This is a genomic window from Streptomyces griseoflavus, assembly GCF_014649995.1.
GTDB lineage: Bacteria > Actinomycetota > Actinomycetes > Streptomycetales > Streptomycetaceae > Streptomyces > Streptomyces griseoflavus.
In genome coordinates this window covers 340,835-360,777 of sequence record NZ_BMUC01000007.1, presented here as the reverse complement: position 1 = coordinate 360,777, position 19,943 = coordinate 340,835, and the positions used below count along the sequence as shown (strand labels likewise).

Annotated in this window: 15 protein-coding genes; 6 read left to right on the top strand and 9 right to left on the bottom strand. The window is 70.2% G+C overall.

What is annotated here, in order from left to right:
* Nucleotides 1-255: 255 nt before the first annotated feature.
* From IE172_RS17535 to thyX, 3 genes are all read right to left on the bottom strand, one after another.
* Nucleotides 256-1,941, bottom strand: a complete 1,686-nt coding sequence (locus IE172_RS17535) for a ribonuclease J (protein ID WP_190098171.1) — start codon at nucleotides 1,939-1,941, stop codon at nucleotides 256-258.
* 153 nt (nucleotides 1,942-2,094) lie between these two features.
* On the bottom strand, nucleotides 2,095-2,997 hold the full coding sequence (gene dapA, locus IE172_RS17530) for a 4-hydroxy-tetrahydrodipicolinate synthase (protein ID WP_190098170.1): 903 nt from the start codon (nucleotides 2,995-2,997) through the stop codon (nucleotides 2,095-2,097).
* A 210-nt stretch (nucleotides 2,998-3,207) separates the two neighbouring features.
* Nucleotides 3,208-3,960, bottom strand: coding sequence for an FAD-dependent thymidylate synthase (gene thyX, locus IE172_RS17525; RefSeq protein ID WP_190098169.1), 753 nt, complete (start codon nucleotides 3,958-3,960; stop codon nucleotides 3,208-3,210).
* Nucleotides 3,961-4,132: 172 nt separating this feature from the next.
* Here thyX and IE172_RS17520 point away from each other — a divergent pair, with 172 nt between their 5' ends.
* Both IE172_RS17520 and IE172_RS17515 read left to right on the top strand, forming a co-directional pair.
* Entirely contained in the window at nucleotides 4,133-4,372 is a 240-nt protein-coding gene (locus IE172_RS17520) for a hypothetical protein (protein WP_190098168.1), read from the top strand.
* 114 nt (nucleotides 4,373-4,486) lie between these two features.
* Nucleotides 4,487-5,044 (top strand): SCO5741 family PH domain-containing membrane protein, encoded by a 558-nt coding sequence (locus IE172_RS17515; protein ID WP_190098167.1) that lies wholly within the window; start codon nucleotides 4,487-4,489, stop codon nucleotides 5,042-5,044.
* 21 nt (nucleotides 5,045-5,065) lie between these two features.
* On the opposite strand, the gene IE172_RS17510 is transcribed toward IE172_RS17515, so the two are convergent.
* From IE172_RS17510 to eccD, 6 genes are all read right to left on the bottom strand, one after another.
* Nucleotides 5,066-5,509, bottom strand: a complete 444-nt coding sequence (locus tag IE172_RS17510) for a tetratricopeptide repeat protein (RefSeq protein ID WP_190098166.1) — start codon at nucleotides 5,507-5,509, stop codon at nucleotides 5,066-5,068.
* Nucleotides 5,510-5,523: 14 nt separating this feature from the next.
* Nucleotides 5,524-6,276 carry a 4-hydroxy-tetrahydrodipicolinate reductase gene (dapB, locus tag IE172_RS17505; protein ID WP_190098165.1) on the bottom strand — a complete coding sequence of 251 codons (753 nt, stop codon included), beginning with the start codon at nucleotides 6,274-6,276 and terminating at the stop codon, nucleotides 5,524-5,526.
* A 25-nt stretch (nucleotides 6,277-6,301) separates the two neighbouring features.
* Complete coding sequence (locus IE172_RS17500) at nucleotides 6,302-7,681, bottom strand: M16 family metallopeptidase (protein WP_190098164.1); 1,380 nt, start codon at nucleotides 7,679-7,681, stop codon at nucleotides 6,302-6,304.
* Nucleotides 7,678-9,894, bottom strand: coding sequence for a polyribonucleotide nucleotidyltransferase (locus tag IE172_RS17495; protein ID WP_190098163.1), 2,217 nt, complete (start codon nucleotides 9,892-9,894; stop codon nucleotides 7,678-7,680). Before IE172_RS17495 ends, IE172_RS17500 begins: the two co-directional genes overlap by 4 nt.
* A gap of 360 nt (nucleotides 9,895-10,254) precedes the next feature.
* Nucleotides 10,255-10,542 carry a 30S ribosomal protein S15 gene (gene rpsO / locus IE172_RS17490; RefSeq protein WP_004924725.1) on the bottom strand — a complete coding sequence of 96 codons (288 nt, stop codon included), beginning with the start codon at nucleotides 10,540-10,542 and terminating at the stop codon, nucleotides 10,255-10,257.
* Between the two features lie 201 nt (nucleotides 10,543-10,743).
* On the bottom strand, nucleotides 10,744-12,213 hold the full coding sequence (gene eccD / locus IE172_RS17485) for a type VII secretion integral membrane protein EccD (RefSeq protein ID WP_190098162.1): 1,470 nt from the start codon (nucleotides 12,211-12,213) through the stop codon (nucleotides 10,744-10,746).
* A gap of 163 nt (nucleotides 12,214-12,376) precedes the next feature.
* On the opposite strand from eccD, the gene eccCa reads away from it, so the two are divergent.
* From eccCa to mycP, 4 genes are read left to right on the top strand one after another with little or no spacing between them, the layout of a single operon-like run.
* On the top strand, nucleotides 12,377-16,342 hold the full coding sequence (gene eccCa / locus IE172_RS17480) for a type VII secretion protein EccCa (protein WP_190098161.1): 3,966 nt from the start codon (nucleotides 12,377-12,379) through the stop codon (nucleotides 16,340-16,342).
* A 56-nt stretch (nucleotides 16,343-16,398) separates the two neighbouring features.
* Complete coding sequence (locus IE172_RS17475; protein WP_190098160.1) at nucleotides 16,399-16,911, top strand: DUF2563 family protein; 513 nt, start codon at nucleotides 16,399-16,401, stop codon at nucleotides 16,909-16,911.
* Between the two features lie 56 nt (nucleotides 16,912-16,967).
* Complete coding sequence (locus IE172_RS17470) at nucleotides 16,968-18,479, top strand: hypothetical protein (protein ID WP_229886148.1); 1,512 nt, start codon at nucleotides 16,968-16,970, stop codon at nucleotides 18,477-18,479.
* 34 nt (nucleotides 18,480-18,513) lie between these two features.
* Nucleotides 18,514-19,917, top strand: a complete 1,404-nt coding sequence (gene mycP / locus IE172_RS17465) for a type VII secretion-associated serine protease mycosin (protein ID WP_190098158.1) — start codon at nucleotides 18,514-18,516, stop codon at nucleotides 19,915-19,917.
* Nucleotides 19,918-19,943: the final 26 nt, after the last annotated feature.

The window sequence follows — 19,943 nt, the reverse complement described above, 5'->3', positions numbered from 1 at the left end:
CGACTCTATCAGATCTTTCCGATCCGATTTCCTCGGTGCTTTCCAGGTTCACGCTTTCGCGTTTCCCTTTCCGGCGGGACCGACTTTATCAGAGATTCTGAGCCGGTTTTCCCATCCCTCCCGGGACTGGTTCCGGCGCGTGAAGCGTCCGGGTGCCCGATCGGGGGGAGCTGTAAACGTACTGGAGCGGGGCGCCCCGATGCAAATCGAGGCGCCCCGCTCCCAGTTCGGTCGTCCGTCTTGGCCGACGGGCCGTCAGACCTCGACCACCACGGGCAGGATCATCGGCCGGCGCCGGTAGGTGTCGGAGACCCACTTGCCCAGCGTGCGGCGGATGAGCTGCTGCATCTGGTGGGGTTCGACGACTCCGTCCTGGGCCGAGCGCTCCAGCACTTCCGTGATCTTCGGGAGCACCCCGCCGAAGGCGGAGTCCTCGATACCGGAGCCGCGGGCCTGGATGTGCGGGCCGCCCGTGATCTTGCCGGTGGAGGAGTCCATGACGACGAAGACCGAGATGATGCCCTCGTCGCCCAGGATCTTGCGGTCCTTGAGGGCCGGCTCGCCCACGTCGCCGACGGACAGACCGTCGACATAGACGTAGCCCGCCTGGACCTTGCCGGAGATCTTGGCCTTGCCCTCGACGAGGTCGACGGTCACGCCGTCCTCGGCGATGACGATGCGGTCGTGCGGGACGCCGGTCAGGGCGCCCAGCTCGGCGTTGGCACGCAGGTGACGCCATTCGCCGTGCACCGGCATCAGGTTCTTCGGGCGGCAGATGTTGTAGAAGTACAGCAGCTCGCCGGCCGATGCGTGGCCCGAGACGTGCACCTTGGCGTTGCCCTTGTGCACGACGTTGGCGCCCCAGCGGGTCAGACCGTTGATCACGCGGTAGACCGCGTTCTCGTTGCCGGGGATGAGCGACGACGCGAGAATCACCGTGTCGCCGTGGACGATGCGGATCTGGTGGTCGCGGTTGGCCATCCGGGACAGCGCGGCCATCGGTTCGCCCTGCGAGCCCGTACAGACCAGCACGACCTCGCTGTCCGGCAGGTCGTCGAGCGTCTTGACGTCCACGACCAGGCCCGGCGGAACCTTCAGGTAGCCGAGGTCACGGGCGATACCCATGTTGCGGACCATGGAACGGCCGACGAAGGCGACCCGGCGGCCGTACTCGTGGGCGGCGTCCAGGATCTGCTGGATGCGGTGGACGTGGCTGGCGAAACTGGCCACGATGATCCGCTTGCCGGCACCGGCGAAGACCTGCCGCAGCACGTTCGAGATGTCGCGCTCGGGCGGGACGAAGCCCGGGACCTCGGCGTTCGTCGAGTCGGAGAGCAGGAGGTCGATGCCCTCCTCGCTGAGCCGGGCGAACGCGTGCAGGTCCGTGAGGCGGTTGTCCAGCGGGAGCTGGTCCATCTTGAAGTCACCGGTGTGCACCGCCAAGCCGGCGGGCGTGCGGATGGCCACGGCGAGGGCGTCGGGGATGGAGTGGTTGACCGCGACGAACTCGCAGTCGAACGGTCCGATGCGCTCACGCTGTCCTTCCGCCACCTGAAGGGTGTACGGGCGGATGCGGTGCTCCTGGAGCTTCGCCTCGATGAGGGCGAGGGTGAGCTTGGAGCCGATCAGCGGGATGTCCGGCTTCTCGCGCAGGAGGAAGGGGACGCCGCCGATGTGGTCCTCGTGGCCGTGGGTGAGGACGATGCCCTCGATGTCGTCGAGGCGGTTCCGGATGGACGAGAAGTCCGGCAGGATCAGGTCGATCCCGGGCTGCTCCTCTTCTGGGAAGAGCACCCCGCAGTCGACGATCAGCAGACGGCCCCCGTACTCGAAGACCGTCATGTTGCGGCCGATCTCGCCGAGACCGCCGAGCGGGGTGACGCGCAGGCCGCCCTCGGGGAGCGGCGGCGGCGGGCCGAGTTCAGGATGCGGATGACTCAAAAGACTCTCCTCAAACACGCGCGCCACGTACCGGTGGGCACGTGGCGCGCGTGACGTTCGTGCAGAAGCAGTTGTCGTTGTGGGGTGCGGGCACCGGTGTCCCGCCTCTTCAGTTGTGAAGTACGTCTGCGCGGGCCGGCGCGCGAAGTCTGATTACTGGAGTTGTACCCCGCCGGCGGCAAGATCGATCTTGAGCTGCTCGATCTCCTCCGGCGTGCACTCGGCCATCGGGGCGCGCAGCGGGCCGGCGGGCAAGCCCTTGAGGGCGAGCGCCGCCTTGGTGGTCATCACGCCCTGGGTACGGAACACGCCCGTGTAGACCGGAAGGAGCCTCTGGTGGATCTCGGTGGCCTTCTGGACGTCTCCTGAGGTGTACGCCTCGACCAGGGCGCGCAGCTCGGGGGTGACGAGGTGGCCGACCACGGAGACGAAGCCGACCGCTCCGATGGAGAGCAGCGGCAGGTTGAGCATGTCGTCGCCGGAGTACCAGGCGAGGCCGGAGCGGGCGATGGCCCAGCCGGCGCGGCCGAGGTCGCCCTTGGCGTCCTTGTTGGCGACGATGCGCGGGTGCTCGGCGAGACGCACGATCGTCTCGGTGCTGATCGGGACGCCGCTGCGGCCGGGGATGTCGTAGAGCATGACGGGCAGCTCGGCGGCGTCGGCGACGGCCGTGAAGTGCCGGTAGAGGCCCTCCTGGGGCGGCTTGTTGTAGTACGGGGTGACGACCAGGAGGCCGTGGGCGCCGGCGCGCTCCGCGGCGCGTGCCAGTTCCGTGCTGTGGTGGGTGTCGTTGGTGCCGACACCGGCCACGACGTGGGCGCGGTCGCCGACGGCCTCCACGACCGCCCGTACGAGATCCGATTTCTCCGCGTCGCTGGTGGTGGGGGACTCGCCGGTGGTGCCGTTGACGATCAGGCCGTCGTTGCCTGCGTCCACCAGGTGGGCGGCGAGCCGCTGAGCGCCGTCGAGGTCGAGTCCGCCGTCCGCCGTGAACGGCGTGACCATGGCGGTGAGGACCCGCCCGAAGGGGGTCTGCGGAGTGGAGGTCGGAGCCATGGGTTACACGCTACTCGTTGCTCAGGCCGGGGTCTTCCCTCGGGGGAGAGGACAAGGTGGGGCAAAGGGGGAGCCCGGCACTGCCTGCTCGGGGGTTCAGGCAGTGCCGGGCCCGTTTGATCAGGCTAGATGAAGTTCATGAAATGCCGCAATACGGACACTTCGCGCGGCTGACCCGTACATGTGTACTCGCCGCCGGAGCCGGACCCTTTACGGGGCGACGCGTCCGTTGGCGTTGAAGGCGGCGTACGTGAGCGGCATGAGCCGGGCCCACTCGGCCTCCATCTTCTCGCCGACCATCTCGATCTCCCGCTGCGGGAAGGAGGGGACCTTCGCCTGCTCGTGCTGGGTGCGCAGACCGAGGAAGTGCATCAGCGAGCGGGCGTTGCAGGTGGCGTACATGGAGGAGTACAGGCCGACGGGCAGCGCCGCGCGGGCGACCTCACGGGCGACCCCCTCGGCGAGCAGCTTCTGGTAGGCCTCGTACGCCTGACGGTAGGAGTCGCCGAGGACGTCCTGGACGCTCGCGTGCTGGGCGGGGGTGCCCTCGACGAAGACGTACTTGCCCGGGCGGCCCTCCTGGACCAGCTTGCGGGAGGCGTCGGGGACGTAGAAGACCGGCTGGAGCTCGCGGTAGCGCCCGGACTCCTCGTTGTAGGACCAGCCGACCCGGTGCCGCATGAACTCGCGGAACACGAAGATCGGCGCGCTGACCAGGAAGGTCATCGAGTTGTGCTCGAAGGGGCTGCCGTGCCGGTCCCGCATCAGGTAGTTGATCAGGCCCTTGGAGCGCTCCGGGTCCTTCCGCAGCTCGCCGATGGACTGCTCCCCCAGCGTCGAGACGCGGGCGGCGAACAGGACGTCGGAGTCGGAGGCGCTGGACTTCACCAGCTCGACGGTGACGTCGCTCCGCAAGGTGACGTCGGTGCGCGGTGACGGCTGGGGATCGTCGGCGGAGGTCAAGGGGGTCCTTCCCGTCGCGGCTGCTGTGCGGCGCCCACTCTACGGGGCGCCCGGGACCGTGACGGAAGTGCCCTGCCGTGACGGAAATCGCGTGCGGGGCACCTTTTGGGGCATCCGCTCGTCTGTACCGGTGACAGTGATTTCGTTCGATCCCGGAGGGAGACGCATCCCGATGTTCGGTCGGCGCGAACCCGTACCGTTCGCCTTCGTCGCCGAGGCGGACCGGTTCCGCAGCAATGTCGCCCCGCCGCCCCGTGAGCGGGCCTCCGCCGGCGAGATAGCCGGGCGCTGGCTGCTCGGGCTCACCCTGGTCGCCGGTCTGGTGGGTTCCCTGGTCCTCGGGACGCCGTCCATGTCCACCGCCCCGTCCGGAGCGGACACCCAGGAGTCCCAGGCCACCGACGGCCGCTGAGCCGCACCCGCCGGCCGCGCGGGCGCCATCCGGACCCCCGAGGGTGGTGACGGGTGACACAGATCGGTAGCCTCACCGGGCACACCCCACGCATGGATCGAGTGAGGACCAGCCGTGCCCCTGCCCTTCCTGACGGCCGACCGCGCCTTCGACACGGCGGACGACGTCGCCCTGCCGTACGACGACCGGGACCGGTGGCGGCGCCCGTACCGCCCCGGGCCCTGGCGGGTGGGGGCGGCGGCGCTCCTGCTGCTGCTCGCCTCGTTCGTGCTGTTCGCCGCGGTGATCATCGCGGCGACGGCGTCGGTGTCGTCCGCCGGGACGGTGTTCGCCATCGCGCTGGCCGGGGTCGCCTGCACGCTGCGTCTGCTGCGCATGGGCGTATGGGTCAGTGCCCGGGGGCTGCGTCACGTGGCCTTCGTCAGCACGCGCACGACGGCCTGGGACCAGGTCGCCTCCGTGCGCACGGTGCAGCAGCCGGTGCGCTGGCTGGGACTGCCGCGGACGGTGCAGGGGCAGGCGCTGGTCCTCGACCGGCGGGGGCGTTCGGCGGAGTCGCTGCCGCCGTTGCTGACCTCGCACAACGCGGACTTCCTGGGGCGCGACCAGCTGGCCTTCGACCGGGCGGCGGACACCGTGGAGGCCTGGGCCGCCGAGTACCGGCGCCCCTGAGCGCCCCGCTCCCCCGCGCGCTCAGGACGAGGTCTTGTGCAGCGTGATCGCCCGCTGCATGGCCTTGCGGGCACGCGGGGTGTCCCGGGCGTCGTGGTAGGCGACCGCGAGCCGGAACCAGCTGCGCCAGTCGTCGGGGGCGTCCTCCGTCTCGGCCCTGCGCCGGGCGAAGACCTCGTCCGCCGAGTCCCGGTCGATCCGGCCGCTGGGCAGACGCCTCAGCTCGTCGACGGGCAGACCGCCCTCGGCGTCGAGGAGGGCCGCGAGCCGGTTGGCGTCGCGGACGAACTCGGTGTTCTTCCACAGGAACCAGACACCGATCACCGGCAGGATCAGCACCGCCACGCCGAAGGTGACGGTGAGGGGCGTACCGGCCTCGATGAGCAGCACACCACGGCTGCCGACCAGGACGAAGTAGACGACCAGGACGGCGGCCGTGACGGCGTAGGAGATCTTGGCGCGCATGGGTCTGCGGGTGCTCAGTTCAGGTCGAGGAAGTGTTCCAGGCCGAAGGTGAGGCCGGGAGTGGTCACCACGCGGCGCGCGCCGAGCAGGATGCCCGGCATGAAGCTGCTGTGGTGCAGGGAGTCGTGGCGGACGGTGAGGGTCTCGCCCTCGCCGCCGAGCAGGACCTCCTGGTGGGCGAGGAGTCCGCGCAGTCGGATCGCGTGCACCGGGACCCCGTCGACGTCGGCGCCGCGGGCGCCGTCGAGGGCGGTGGCCGTGGCGTCCGGGGCGGGCGGGCTGCCCGCCTGCCGGCGGGCCTCGGCGATGAGCTGGGCGGTGCGCGTGGCGGTGCCGGAGGGGGCGTCGACCTTGTTCGGGTGGTGCAGCTCGACGACCTCGACCGACTCGAAGTAGGGGGCGGCGATCTGCGCGAACCTCATGGTGAGGACGGCGCCGATGGAGAAGTTCGGCGCGATGAGCACGCCCGTCTCCGGGGACTGGTCCAGCAGGCCCCGGAGATGCGCGAGGCGGTCGTCGGTCCAGCCGGTCGTGCCGACGACCGCGTGGATGCCGTGCCGCACGCAGAAGTCGAGGTTGCCCATGACCGAGGCGGGAGTGGTCAGCTCGACGGCGACCTGGGCGCCCTGCTCGGCGAGGGTCTCCAGCTTGTCGCCCCGGCCGAGGGCGGCCACCAGCTCCATGTCGTCGGCGGCCTCGATGGCCCGTACCGCCTCGGAACCGATCCGGCCCTTGGCGCCGAGGACCGCCACGCGCAGCTTGCTCATGTTCGTTGCTTCCTTACGGGAGGGGTCAGGCGACGGCGTCGTGCAGGCGGGACGCCTGCTTGTCCTTGAGCGGGCCGATGACCGACAGGGACGGCCGCCGTCCCAGGACGTCGCGGGCGACCGAGCGGACGTCGTCCGGGGTCACCGAGGCTATCCGGGCCAGCATGTCGTCGACCGACATCTGCTCGCCCCAGCACAGCTCGCTCTTGCCGATACGGTTCATCAGCGCGCCGGTGTCCTCGAGGCCGAGGACGGTGGAGCCCCTCAGCTGGCCGATGGCGCGCTCGATCTCCTCGTCGGGCAGTCCGTGCTCGGCGACGTGATCGAGTTCGTCGCGGCAGATCTTCAGCACGTCGTGCACCTGGGAGGGCCTGCAGCCCGCGTACACGCCGAACAGGCCGCAGTCGGCGAAGCCGGAGGTGTACGAGTACACGCTGTAGGCGAGGCCCCGCTTCTCCCTGACCTCCTGGAACAGGCGGGAGGACATACCGCCGCCGAGGGCGGTGTTCAGCACGCCGAGGGCCCAGCGTCGCTCGTCGGTGCGGGCGAGGCCCGGCATGCCGAGGACGACGTGTGCCTGCTCGGTCTTGCGGCCGATCAGCTCGACCCGGCCGGCGGTGCGCAGCGTGCGCAGGCCGCCGCGCGGGGCGATCGGCTCGGCGGCGGTGTCCTTGAGCGCGCCGGCCTTCTCGAACGCCGTACGGACCTGGCGGACGACCTTGTTGTGGTCGACGTTGCCGGCGCAGGCGACCACGAGGTGGGTCGGGTCGTAGTGCTTCTTGTAGAAGCGGCGGATGCGGCCGGCGGTGAGGGCGTTGACCGTGTCGACGGTGCCGAGGACCGGGCGGCCGAGGGGGTTGTCGCCGAACATGGTGTGCGCGAACAGGTCGTGCACGCAGTCGCCCGGGTCGTCCTCGGTCATGGCGATCTCTTCGAGGATCGCGCCGCGTTCGACGTCGACGTCCTCCTCCCGGATCACCGAGCCGGTGAGCATGTCGCACACCACGTCGATGGCGAGCGGCAGGTCGGTGTCGAGTACCCGCGCGTAGTAGCACGTGTACTCCTTGGCCGTGAAGGCGTTCATCTCGCCGCCGACGGCGTCGAGGGCGGCGGAGATGTCCAGGGCGGACCGGCGCGAGGTGCCCTTGAAGAGCAGGTGCTCCAGGTAGTGGGTCGCGCCGTTCAGAGCCGGGGTCTCGTCGCGGGAGCCGACGTGCGCCCAGATGCCGAAGGTCGCCGAGCGCACCGAGGGCAGCGTCTCGGTGACGATGCGCAGGCCCCCGGGGAGGGTGGTCCTGCGGACCGTGCCGATGCCGTTCTCGCCCTTGATCAGGGTTTGGGTACGGGCGACGGCCCGCGCCTCCGAGGAGGTGCGGGCCGTCGCCTGGGAGCCACGGGACGTCACTTGTCGGCGTCGTCCTTCTTCTCGTCGCCCTCTTCGCCCTCGACCACGGGGATCAGGGAGAGCTTGCCGCGGGAGTCGATCTCGGCGATCTCGACCTGGACCTTCTGGCCCACGCCGAGGACGTCCTCGACGTTCTCCACGCGCTTTCCGCCGGCCAGCTTGCGGATCTGCGAGATGTGCAGCAGACCGTCCTTGCCGGGCAGCAGGGAGACGAACGCGCCGAACGTGGTCGTCTTGACGACCGTGCCCAGGTAGCGCTCGCCGACCTCGGGCATCGTCGGGTTGGCGATGCCGTTGATCGTGGTGCGGGCGGCCTCGGCGGAGGGGCCGTCGGCGGCACCGATGTAGATGGTGCCGTCGTCCTCGATCGTGATCTCGGCGCCGGTGTCCTCCTGGATCTGGTTGATCATCTTGCCCTTGGGGCCGATGACCTCGCCGATCTTGTCGACCGGGATCTTCACGGTGATGATCCGCGGCGCGTTGGGGGACATCTCGTCCGGCGTGTCGATCGCTTCCATCATCACGTCGAGGATGTGGAGGCGGGCGTCACGGGCCTGCTTGAGGGCGGCGGCCAGGACGGAGGCGGGGATGCCGTCCAGCTTGGTGTCGAGCTGGAGGGCGGTCACGAACTCCTTGGTGCCGGCGACCTTGAAGTCCATGTCGCCGAAGGCGTCCTCGGCACCGAGGATGTCGGTGAGGGTGACGTAGTGCGTCTCGCCCTCGATCTCCTGGGAGATCAGGCCCATGGCGATACCGGCGACGGGGGCCTTCAGCGGCACACCGGCGTTCAGCAGCGACATGGTGGAGGCGCACACGGAGCCCATGGACGTCGAGCCGTTGGAGCTGAGGGCCTCGGAGACCTGACGGATCGCGTAGGGGAACTCCTCGCGCGCCGGCAGCACCGGCACCAGGGCGCGCTCGGCGAGGGCGCCGTGGCCGATCTCGCGGCGCTTCGGGGAGCCGACGCGGCCGGTCTCACCGGTGGAGTAGGGCGGGAAGTTGTAGTTGTGCATGTAGCGCTTGCGGGTCACCGGGGAAAGGGTGTCCAGCTGCTGCTCCATGCGGAGCATGTTGAGGGTGGTGACGCCCAGGATCTGGGTCTCGCCACGCTCGAACAGCGCCGAGCCGTGCACGCGCGGGATGGCCTCGACCTCGGCGGCCAGGGTGCGGATGTCGGTGACACCGCGGCCGTCGATGCGCTTCTTCTCCTTGATGACGCGCTCACGGACCAGGGTCTTGGTCAGCGAGCGGTACGCGGCGGAGATCTCCTTCTCGCGGCCCTCGAACTCCGGCAGGAGCTTCTCGGCGGCGAGGGCCTTGACGCGGTCCAGCTCGGCCTCGCGCTCCTGCTTGCCGGCGATGGTCAGCGCGGAGGCGAGCTCCGGCTTGACCGCGCCGGTCAGGGCCTCGAGGACGTCGTCCTGGTAGTCCAGGAAGACCGGGAACTCGCCAGTGGGCTTGGCGGCCTTCGCGGCGAGGTCGGCCTGGGCGCGGCAAAGCACCTTGATGAAGGGCTTCGCGGCCTCCAGACCGGCGGCGACGACCTCCTCGGTCGGCGCCTCGGCGCCGCCCTCGACCAGCTTGATGGTCTTCTCGGTGGCCTCGGCCTCGACCATCATGATCGCGACGTCGCCGTCCTCCAGGGTGCGGCCCGCGACGACCATGTCGAAGACGGCGTCCTCGAGCTCGGTGTGCGTCGGGAAGGCCACCCACTGGCCGCGGATCAGCGCGACGCGGACGCCGCCGATCGGGCCGGAGAAGGGCAGGCCGGCCAGCTGCGTGGACGCGGAGGCGGCGTTGATGGCCACGACGTCGTACAGGTGGTCGGGGTTGAGCGCCATGATCGTGGCGACGACCTGGATCTCGTTGCGCAGGCCCTTCTTGAAGGACGGGCGCAGCGGGCGGTCGATGAGGCGGCAGGTGAGGATGGCGTCCTCGGACGGCCGGCCTTCGCGGCGGAAGAAGGAACCGGGGATCCGGCCCGCCGCGTACATCCGCTCCTCGACGTCCACCGTCAGGGGGAAGAAGTCGAGCTGGTCCTTGGGGTTCTTGGAGGCGGTGGTGGCCGACAGCACCATGGTGTCGTCGTCCAGGTAGGCCACGGCCGAGCCAGCGGCCTGACGGGCCAGGCGGCCCGTCTCGAAGCGGATGGTGCGGGTGCCGAAGGAGCCGTTGTCGATGACGGCCTCGGCGTAGTGGGTCTCGTTCTCCACTAGCGATTTCTCCGTTACTTGTCGTCTTTTGTCCCTGCTCGCCCGTGTGGCGAGGGGACGGTGGCGGAGAAGCGCTCCACTGGTGCGGGCCGGTCTTCGATCGAAGCACCCGGGGTTCACTCTCCCGGGGGCCACTACCGAGGACCGGCGGCGGCGAGGTGCGCTTCTCCTCGTGCGTCGTGACGTCCGATGACGTCGGTGGGTGACCCCCGCGGGTCCGCATACCCATGCGGGGCGGGGCATCACACCGTGTCGTGTCTCTTGCGTTGTGCTACCACACTACAAAGGTGCGGTGACAGTCCGCACGTACAGCAAAAGGAGCGGCCCCCTTGTCCCGGGAACCGCTCCCTGCACGGCGTCCTACTTGGCGCCCGCCGCACCGCGGCGGATGCCGAGGCGGTCGACCAGCGCACGGAAGCGCTGGATGTCCTTCTTGGCGAGGTACTGCAGCAGCCGGCGGCGCTGACCAACCAGGATCAGCAGACCACGGCGGGAGTGGTGGTCGTGCTTGTGGGTCTTGAGGTGCTCGGTCAGGTCGGAGATCCGACGGGACAGCAGAGCGACCTGGACCTCGGGGGAGCCGGTGTCACCCTCCTTGGTACCGAACTCGGAGATGATCTGCTTCTTCACTGCGGCGTCGAGCGACACGCGTACTCCTCATAGTCTGTGAGTGGCCACCGAGTGCCCCCGGTCTGCTTCTCGGGGGGTCTTCCACGACTCGGAAGGCGGGGATCCGCTGGGCGCGGCCTCCAGGGCGACAGCTCGCTCCGGGGGTGCGTACACAAACGGCCGTCAGCCAGGGTACCAGGGCGTCGGCCGGCCGCGCGCTGCCCGGGGCGGGTGCGGGTCTCAGCCGGTCAGGGCCCGTACGGCGGTGAGGACGCCGAGCGCCGCCAGGCACAGCGGCACCAGCGTCAGCAGCACGGCCGACTCGGCGAGGTCGAGGAAGCGGCCCCAGAACGGGGTCAGCCCCTTGCGCGGGACGACCAGACCGATGGCGGTGATCAGCGCGGCGCCGGCCGCGACGGCGGCCGTCAGCCAGACCGTCCGCAGGTCGAGCGCTCCCCGGTCGCCGTGCAGGATGAACTCGTCCAGGGCGCCGGACGGCGGGTCGAGCACCAGTCCCAGCAGCAGGGCGGTGATGGCGCCGAGACCGGCGGCCAGGGCGCAGACCACCTGTGAGGTGTAGCGGAACAGGCGGGCGCGGATCAGCATCGACAGACCGGCGGCGAGGGCGAGCAGCTGTCCCCAGACGTTGTCCGAGAAGCCGAGGACTGCGGCGGAGGCGACGACGACGGCAGAGGTGCCGCCCACCAGCCCCAGCAGCAGTTCGTGGCCGCGCCGGGCCTGGGCCGCGATGCGTTCGGCGTCGAGGGCCTCCGCGTCGGGCGCCTGGGAGGGATCGGGGTCGAATTCGTCGGCGAGGGCGGACCGGGGGGCCGCGTAGCCGATCGGCAGCCGCGCGAAGCGGGCGGACAGGCCCGGCAGGAAAGCGACCAGACCGATCGCGCAGGGGGCGCACACGGCGGCCGCGTCACTCGCCGAGGCCTCGGTGGCGATGACGACGAAGGTGGCCAGGGTGCCCACCGCCGCGACGAACGTGGCGGCGACGAAGGGCGCGTCCGATCCGGGGGCGAGCGCGAGCAGGGTCACCGACGCCACCAGCACGACGGCGCAGCCCAGCATGAACTGCAGCCGGCCCGGCCCCTGCCCGTCCTGGGCCGCGACGATGCCCGACCCGGCGATCAGGAGCAGGGGCAGGGCGCCCAGGCCCAGGGCGACGGCGGACGCCCGGTCGTCGTAGACCCGCGCGCGGACACCGGCGAAGGCGGTGAGCAGGAGGCCGAGGGCTCCGGCGATGACGCCGGGCAGCCCGTGCATGTCGTGGCGCACGGGGTCGGCGGACCACAGGACGAACGCGAGCATCAGCAGCAGGACGGCACCGCCGGAGAGGCCCGCGGCACGCAGCAGGCCGTCGCTCCACAGGTGCCGGTCACGGACGACCGCGGAGGCGACCGCGTCCGGCACGTCGTCGTGGACGGCGGGCGGCAGCGACTGGGCGAAGGGCCGCAGGCTGAGGACGTCCCCGTCGAGGATCCGCTCGTCGGCCAGCGTGCGGGCGCCGTCCAGGACCCTGCCGTCGCGTCGCACCAGGTGGTATCCGGTCGGCGTGCCGGCCTCCTGGGTCTGGCCCGTCAGCCTCAGGATCTCCGGGTGGACGTCGGCGACCGGTATGTCGACCGGGAGCGCCACGTCGATACGGCTGTCGGGTGCCACCACCGTCACTCGGCAGAACCCCGTCGCCGTGGTCGTACTCACCTTCACTGCCCCCCTGCTTCGCGGATGCGTACGCTGCGCCGGGCCACCCTACCGACTGGCGGTGGGGGTGGTGGCACGTAGGATCGCCCGAGTGCGGAGGACGACCGTCACCACGGGGGTGCGGTGTGCAACCGATTGTCCGCACAGGGGGATTGATGCTCCGGTGAGCCAGATCGTCATCAAGCGCCCACCGCGTACCCTGCCGCCCGAAGTGCCCTCGGACGAGCTGCAACTGGAGAATCCTCCCGAACTGCCGCGCGGGCAGCAGGAGGGCATGCTCATGCAGGTGCTGCCCACGCTCGGCATGGGCTCGTCGGTGGTGTTCTACTTCGCGTCCCCCAACGCCCATCCGTTCATGCGGATCATGGGTGTGGTGATGCTGGTGTCGACGGTGGCGATGGTCGTCGCCCAGATCGTCCGTCACCGCCGCGGTACGCAGGGGCAAATGGCCGACGTGCGCCGCGACTACCTCCGCTATCTCGCGCAGACCCGCCGCAGGGTCCGCGGCACGGCTCGCCGGCAGCGCGACGCGCAGCTGTACCTGCATCCCGCGCCCGAGCAGCTGTGGGCCGTGGTCGCCGAGGGCAGCCGGGTGTGGGAACGACGCGTGGGGGACGCCGACTTCGGTCAGGTGCGACTCGGTCTGGGCCCGCAGCAGCTCGCCACGCCGCTGTCCGCACCGCAGACCGCCCCGGTCGACGAGCTGGAGCCGCTCTGCGCGGGCGCCATGCAGCGCTTCCTGGCCGTGCACGGCCAGTTGGACGGCCTGCCGGTCGCCGTGTCGCTGCGCGCCTTCTACCACGTGACGGTCTCCGGAGATCCGGACCGCGCCCAGGCCGCGGCCCGCGCACTGGTGGCCCAGGCCGTCACGCTGCACTCCCCCGACGACCTGGTGCTCGCCGTGGTGACCGCGCCGGGCGCGGTGGACCGATGGGACTGGACGAAATGGCTGCCGCACTGCCAGGTGCCGGGGTCGTTCGACGGGGCCGGCAGCCTCCGGCTCTTCGGGGACGACCTGGGTGAGCTGGAACAGCTCCTGGCGGGCCGGCTGGAAGGCCGGCCCCGCTTCAGCCGGGAGGGCAGGCCGCTCCTGGACCAGCCGCACATCCTGATCGTCCTCGACGGCGGCATGGTCCCCCCGATGTCCGCCTTCGCGGCCGCGGAGGGTCTTCAGGGCGTGACGATCGTCGAGGTCGTCTCCGGCGAACTGGACCAGCCGCGCGGAGATCTGTCCGTCGTCGTCCGTCCGGAGCGGCTGTGGCTCGACTCGGGGGCCGGGATCGCCTACGAGGGTGAGCCCGACGGACTGTCCCTGCCCGCCGCCGAGGCGCTCGCGCGGCAGCTGGCGCCGCTGCGTCTGGGCGGCGGGGACGACGACGAACCCCTGCTCGCCAACCTGGACTTCACCGAGCTGCTCGGCCTGGGGGACGCCGCGGCCGTGGACGTCGCGCGCACCTGGCGGCCGAGGTCCGTCCCGGAGCGCCTGCGGGTGCCGATCGGGGTCGGCGAGGACGGCCGCCCCGTGATGCTGGACCTCAAGGAGGCCGCGCAGGAGGGCATGGGCCCGCACGGTCTGTGCGTGGGCGCGACCGGTTCCGGCAAGTCCGAGCTGCTGCGCACGCTGGTGCTGGGACTGGCCGTCACCCACTCCTCCGAGACGCTGAACTTCGTCCTGGCGGACTTCAAGGGCGGCGCCACCTTCGCGGGCATGTCCCGGATGCCGCACGTCGCCGCCGTGATCACCAACCTCGCCGACGACCTCACCCTCGTCGACCGCATGGGCGACGCGATCCGCGGTGAACTGCAGCGCCGCCAGGAGCTGCTGCGCGCCGCCGGCAACTACGCCAACATCCACGACTACGAGAAGGCGCGCGCCGCCGGCGCTCCGCTGGAGCCGCTGGCCTCGCTCGTGATCGTGATCGACGAGTTCAGCGAACTCCTCACCGCCAAACCCGACTTCATCGACATGTTCATCCAGATCGGCCGCATCGGCCGTTCGCTGGGGGTGCATCTGCTGCTCGCCTCGCAGCGGCTGGAGGAGGGCCGGCTGCGCGGGCTGGACACCTATCTGTCGTACCGGATCGGTCTGCGGACGTTCTCGGCCGCCGAGTCCCGGACCGCCATCGGCGTGCCGGACGCGTACCACCTGCCCTCCGTCCCCGGCTCGGGGTACCTGAAGAGCGGCACGGACGAGATGGTGCGGTTCAAGGCGGCGTACGTGTCCGGGACGTACCGCGCGGGCGGCCCGGACACCGGCCGCGGAGACAGCCTGCCCGTGGAGCGCCGGCCCGCGCTGTTCACCGCCGCACCGGTGCCGGTGACGTACGCGGCGCCGGACCCGGACCGGACGCCCGGCCCCGACCGGCGTCAGGAGGACGACGCGCTGGCCGACTCCGTCCTGGACGTGGTGGTGCAGCGGCTGGAGGGGCAGGGCGTGCCCGCGCACCAGGTGTGGCTGCCGCCGCTGGACCGGGCGCCGTCGCTGGACGAGCTGCTGCCCGCCCTGGCCGTCTCCCCGGAACGGGGCGTCCACCCGCCGGACTACCCCGTGCCGGGCAGCCTGACGGTCCCGCTCGGGCTGATCGACAAGCCGTTCGAGCAGAAGCGGGAAATCCTCTACCAGGACTTCTCCGCCGCGGCCGGCCACATGCTGGTGGTCGGCGGCCCGCAGTCGGGCAAGTCGACGCTGCTGCGCACCCTGATCACCTCCTTCGCGCTCACCCACACACCGCACGAAGTGCAGTTCTACGCCCTGGACTTCGGCGGAGGCGGCCTGTCCGCGGTGGCCGACCTGCCGCACGTGGGCGGGGTCGCCTCACGCCTCGACCCCGAGCGGGTACGGCGCACGGTCGCCGAGGTGGCCGGCATCCTCAACCGCCGCGAGCAGTTCTTCCGCGCGCACGGCATCGACTCGGTCGCCACCTACCGCCGGCGCCGCGCGGCGGGCGAACTCCCCGGCGAACCGTGGGGGGACGTCTTCCTCGTCATCGACGGCTGGGGCAACTTCCGCAACGACTACGAGGGCCTCGAAGGCATCGTCAACGACATCGCCGCCCGGGGTCTGGGCCACGGCGTCCACGTCGTCCTCGCCGCCTCGCGCTACATGGAGGTGCGCGCGGTCCTCAAGGACCAGATCCTGGGCCGCCTGGAACTGCGCCTCGGCGACGCCATGGACTCCGAGTTCGACCGCAAGGTCGCCCTGAACGTGCCGGCCGGGGTGCCCGGCCGCGGACAGGTTCCCGCCAAGTTGCACTTCATGACGGCGATGCCGCGGATCGATGCCTCGTCCGCACCCGACGGTCTCGCCGACGCAACGGCCCAGCTGGTCCGCACGGTCAAGGACGGCTGGCAGGGCCCGCCGGCCCCCACGGTGCGGCTGCTCCCCCGCAAACTGCCCGCCGACCAACTGCCCAAGGGCTTCGAGTTCCCTCAGCACGGCATCGCGATCGGCATCGACGAGGCCAACCTGGAACCGGTGTTCATCGACTTCGACACCGACCCGTTCTTCCTCGTCTTCGGGGAGAGCGAGTCCGGCAAGACCAACCTGCTGCGCCTGATCGCCAAGCAGATCGCCGAACGCTACACCCCGGCCGAGGCCCGCATCGTGGTCGGCGACTACCGGCGCACCATGCTGGAAGCGGTGCCGGAGAGCCACCTCCTCGAGTACGCGCCCATGGCGTCCGCGATGCAGGTGCACATGGACGCCGTACGGCAGTTCATGGAGAAGCGGGCGCCCAAGCCGGACATCACACCGCAGCAGTTGCGCGATCGCAGTTGGTGGAGCGGCCCGCAGCTGTTCATCCTGGTCGACGACCACGAACTGGTCGCGGCCAACTCCGGCAACCCGCTGTCGCAGTTGGTGGAACACCTGCCCTTCGCGCGGGACGTGGGTGTGAAGTTCGTCATCGCGCGGAGCTCCGCCGGGGCCTCCCGCGCGATGTTCGAGTCGTTCATGCAGCGCCTGAAGGAACTGGGCGCCCAGGGCATCGTCCTCTCGGGTGACCCCAGTGAGGGTGACATTCTCGGCAACGTGCGGGCCCGCCCGATGCCGCCGGGACGTGGCGTGTTCGTCTCGCGCAAGCGCGGGACACCGCTGATTCAAGTGGGCTTGCTTCCGCAACGGCACTAGGGTGATCGACTGGGCGCCGGAAGGGGCGCCCGTGAGGTAACGGGGAGGCAGTAGACGTGAGTTCGAACGGGGGCGGCGGAGGCACGGGCGGCGCGCCGGACACGGGCAAGTCGTTCGACACGCTGGCCCATGTGAACCCGGCGATGGCGCTGGACATCCAGCACAGCGCCATGGCGGGCTTCAAGAAGCGCGTCGACAACCTGCTGCGGGAACTGGACGAGTCCGAGGCCGCGCCGTCGAAGGTCGGCCAGGACCGCCTCAAGCGCGCGCAGCTGGGTGCCGCGGAGTTCCAGGAAGCGCAGTTCCTCTACGACTCGTACGCCATCGTCCACGACGAACTGGAGAAGCTGTCCAAGGCCCTGGGCGCGCAGATCGAGGGCATGGGGCTGGCGGTGCAGGCGTCCCGGGTGGGCTACGAGAACCTGGACGCGGACATCAAGGCGCGGATGAAGGCGGTCAACGCGGAGGCGGAGAAGTACTACGTCGTGGAGCGGGATCCGTATGTGGAGCAGCCGGCCGTCGAGGTTGAGGCGCCCGCAACCGCAGAGGACAGGGGGGTGACCCACTGATGGGCGCGCAGTCGGGCCGCGGAGCACCGCAGCCAGGGCGTACGGACTTTGAGTCCATGACCCACGAGCAGCTTGCAGCCCTGATCGACTCGGCGAGTTCGGAAGGGGCGTCGCTCCTCGCCACGAAGCTCTCCAAGGCCTCTTCGACGATCACCAAGATCGGCGACGACCTCATGACGTACGTCAAGGGGCTTGAATGGCAGGGAGAGGGCGGGGACGCCTTCCGTGACTGGGGTGGGCAGAGCGCGGCCGCGACGCTGCGCCTGGGGCAGTACGCCGAGGTGTCGTCCCGCTGGATGGCCACGGTGGCCCAGGCGGTCGCCGAAGCCAAGGCGGCGATGCCGGCCACATCCGAGACCACGCAGGCCAAGGCGGACCTCGCCGACGCGCGGAAGACCATCGCAGCGACGCAGGAACCGGGCGCCCGCAACGACCCCGACGCTCGCAAGCTGGCCCAGACGGCCCAGTCCGACGCGACGGCGGCGCAGCAGCGTATGGAGGCCGCGAGGGCTGAGGCGATCCAGCAGCTGAGGAAGCTGGCACAGACGTACGAGTACTCGGCCCATCAAGTGAACAGCGTCGAGCCACCCACTTTTGCGCCTCCGGCGCAGCACTTGGAGGCAAAGGAATGGCGGGCGCCGCAGGGGCAGGACGTTGCCATGCCGGGAGGCTATGCAGCGACAACCAGCTCCTATGTCGGAACTGGCGGGTCTGAAGGACAAGCCGGCGCACCCGTCAGGGCGTCATCGAGTACTTACCTGCCCTCGTCCGGTGACACCTCGACTTTCGACAGAGAACAGTCACGGCCCGCGGCCATGAACATCGACGGCGTGACCGCTGTGCCGGATACCCGCTCCACGACGCCCGCCAACGCGGCACCGACGCAGACCGTCACCGGCTCGCGTCCCGATGTCGGCCACGCCCAGCAACCGGTGATCGTCCCGCAAACAGTCCCAGGCCGTGGTGGCGTCCCCGGTGCGGCTGGTCCGCAGCAGACGCCTCCGACCGTTCGCTCGACTTTGGTGTCGGGGCAGGGCACGCCGAGTGGTGGACGTCTGCGTGTTCCGGGTGATCCCGGCATCGTCGGAGGGCGCCCGGTGCTTCCCGGTGCGGGCAAGCCCGCTACCGCCCTCCCGCGGGGAACAGTGATCGGCGCCGATCTCGGCCACGGACGTCCCTCCCAAGGACAAGCACCCATGGGACGCGGTGTGTCTCCGGGCGTTCCGTCCGGTGGAAGTCCAGCAGCCGGGCAGAACGGCACCAGCGGCGGGCGGCGGCTTGCTTCGGAAACCGGCGGTGTGGTCGGCAGCCGGCCGGTTCAGCCGGGCCGCTCCGGACCACGGCCGTTCACACCGGGCGGTGTCGGGCTGGTACGCCAGTCGAACGCCGGCGAGTCAGCCCACGGCTCGATGGCCGGTCGCGCGACAAGCGGGATGCAGCCCGGTCATCAGTCGTCCTCTCGCCGCGACAATCGCCAGGAGCAGACTCAGCGTCCGGGATACCTCGCGGAAGACGAGGAGACGTGGGCTCGCAGGAACCAGCGTGCGGTTCCGCCTGTCGTCGACTGAGCCGTCAAGAGAACCTCCGTACTCAGGAAGGCACATGCGCACCAGCAGCAAGCATTCACGGTGGCCCCTCTCCATGGCATCGGCCGCTCTCGGCCTGCTGCTGGTAGGCATTGCCGCAACACCCGCCCACGCCGAATCGATCCGTTCGATGCAATGGCACCTCGACGCCATGCACGCTGAAGAGATGTGGGAGGTCAGCACCGGGCGGGGCATCACTGTCGCTGTCATCGACTCGGGCGTCGACGGCACTCTCGCCGACCTGAAGGGCCAAGTCCTGAGTGGACAGGACTACTCCAAGCAACGCGGTGACGAGCACACCGACATCGAAGGCCACGGGACCTCCGTCGCGGCCTTGATCGCGGCCACGGGAGCACGAGGAGCGGAACAAGGGTCCTACGGCCTCGCGCCGGACGCCAAGATCCTCCCGATCCGGATGCGCTACGCCACCGAGGAGTACGGCAAGGTCGACAACAAGGCGGAGTACTCGCGCGTTCTGACCCGAGCGATCCGCTACGCGGCGGACACGGACGCGCGGATCATCAATATCTCCATGGGCAGCTCCGACGCGCCAGGCAGACGGAACGTCGGCACACCGGAGCTGGAGTCGGCGGTCCGATACGCCATCGACAAGGGGAAACTGATTTTCGCGGCCGTCGGCAACAGCGGCGACACCTCCAACCTCTTGGAGTACCCGGCGGCGACCCCGGGCGTCGTTGGCGTAGGAGCCACTGACAAGGACGCCAATGCGCTGGAGGAATCCCAGCACGGTCCGCAAGTCGACCTCACTGCCCCCGGTGGCGACATCGTCAATGCCTGCACCGGACGTACGGGAGTCTGCAAGAGCAGTGGCACCAGTAACGCGACCGCTCTGGCTTCAGCATCTGCCGCACTCATTTGGTCGAAGCACCCCGACTGGACCAACCACCAAGTCCTCCGAGTCATGATCAAGACAGCCGGCAAGGCCAGGAGCGGTGCGGAGCGAACGGACTATGTGGGCTACGGCATGGCACGGCCTCGGATCGCTCTGAAGAACCCGGGTGACCCGGGCCCTGCGGATGAATACCCCCTGCCCGATCTGGACGCAGCCGCCCCGAAGACTCCGTCGGACGAAGCGTCACCGTCCACAGGGGACGACAAAGGTGGCAGCGCAACAGCCGACAAGCCGGATCCCTCAACTGCCACCTCCTCCGACGACGGCGGCATCGAAACTGCGTGGATCGCAGCGGGCGTAGCAGCCGCCGCACTCCTCGCGGCCGCTGTCGCCATCCCCGTGCTTCGCGCCCGTCGTCGGAAGACCGCTCCGAGTCCGACAGCCCCGCCGGCCCCACCGACCTACTCCCCCTACGCACCGCCCATGCAGCCCCCGGCCTACGGACCCCCGGCAGGACACATCGCACCTCCCCCTCCCGGATCCTCCGACGAGGGGCGACACCCTTAAGTACGCCCCTCGGCCCAGGAAGACAC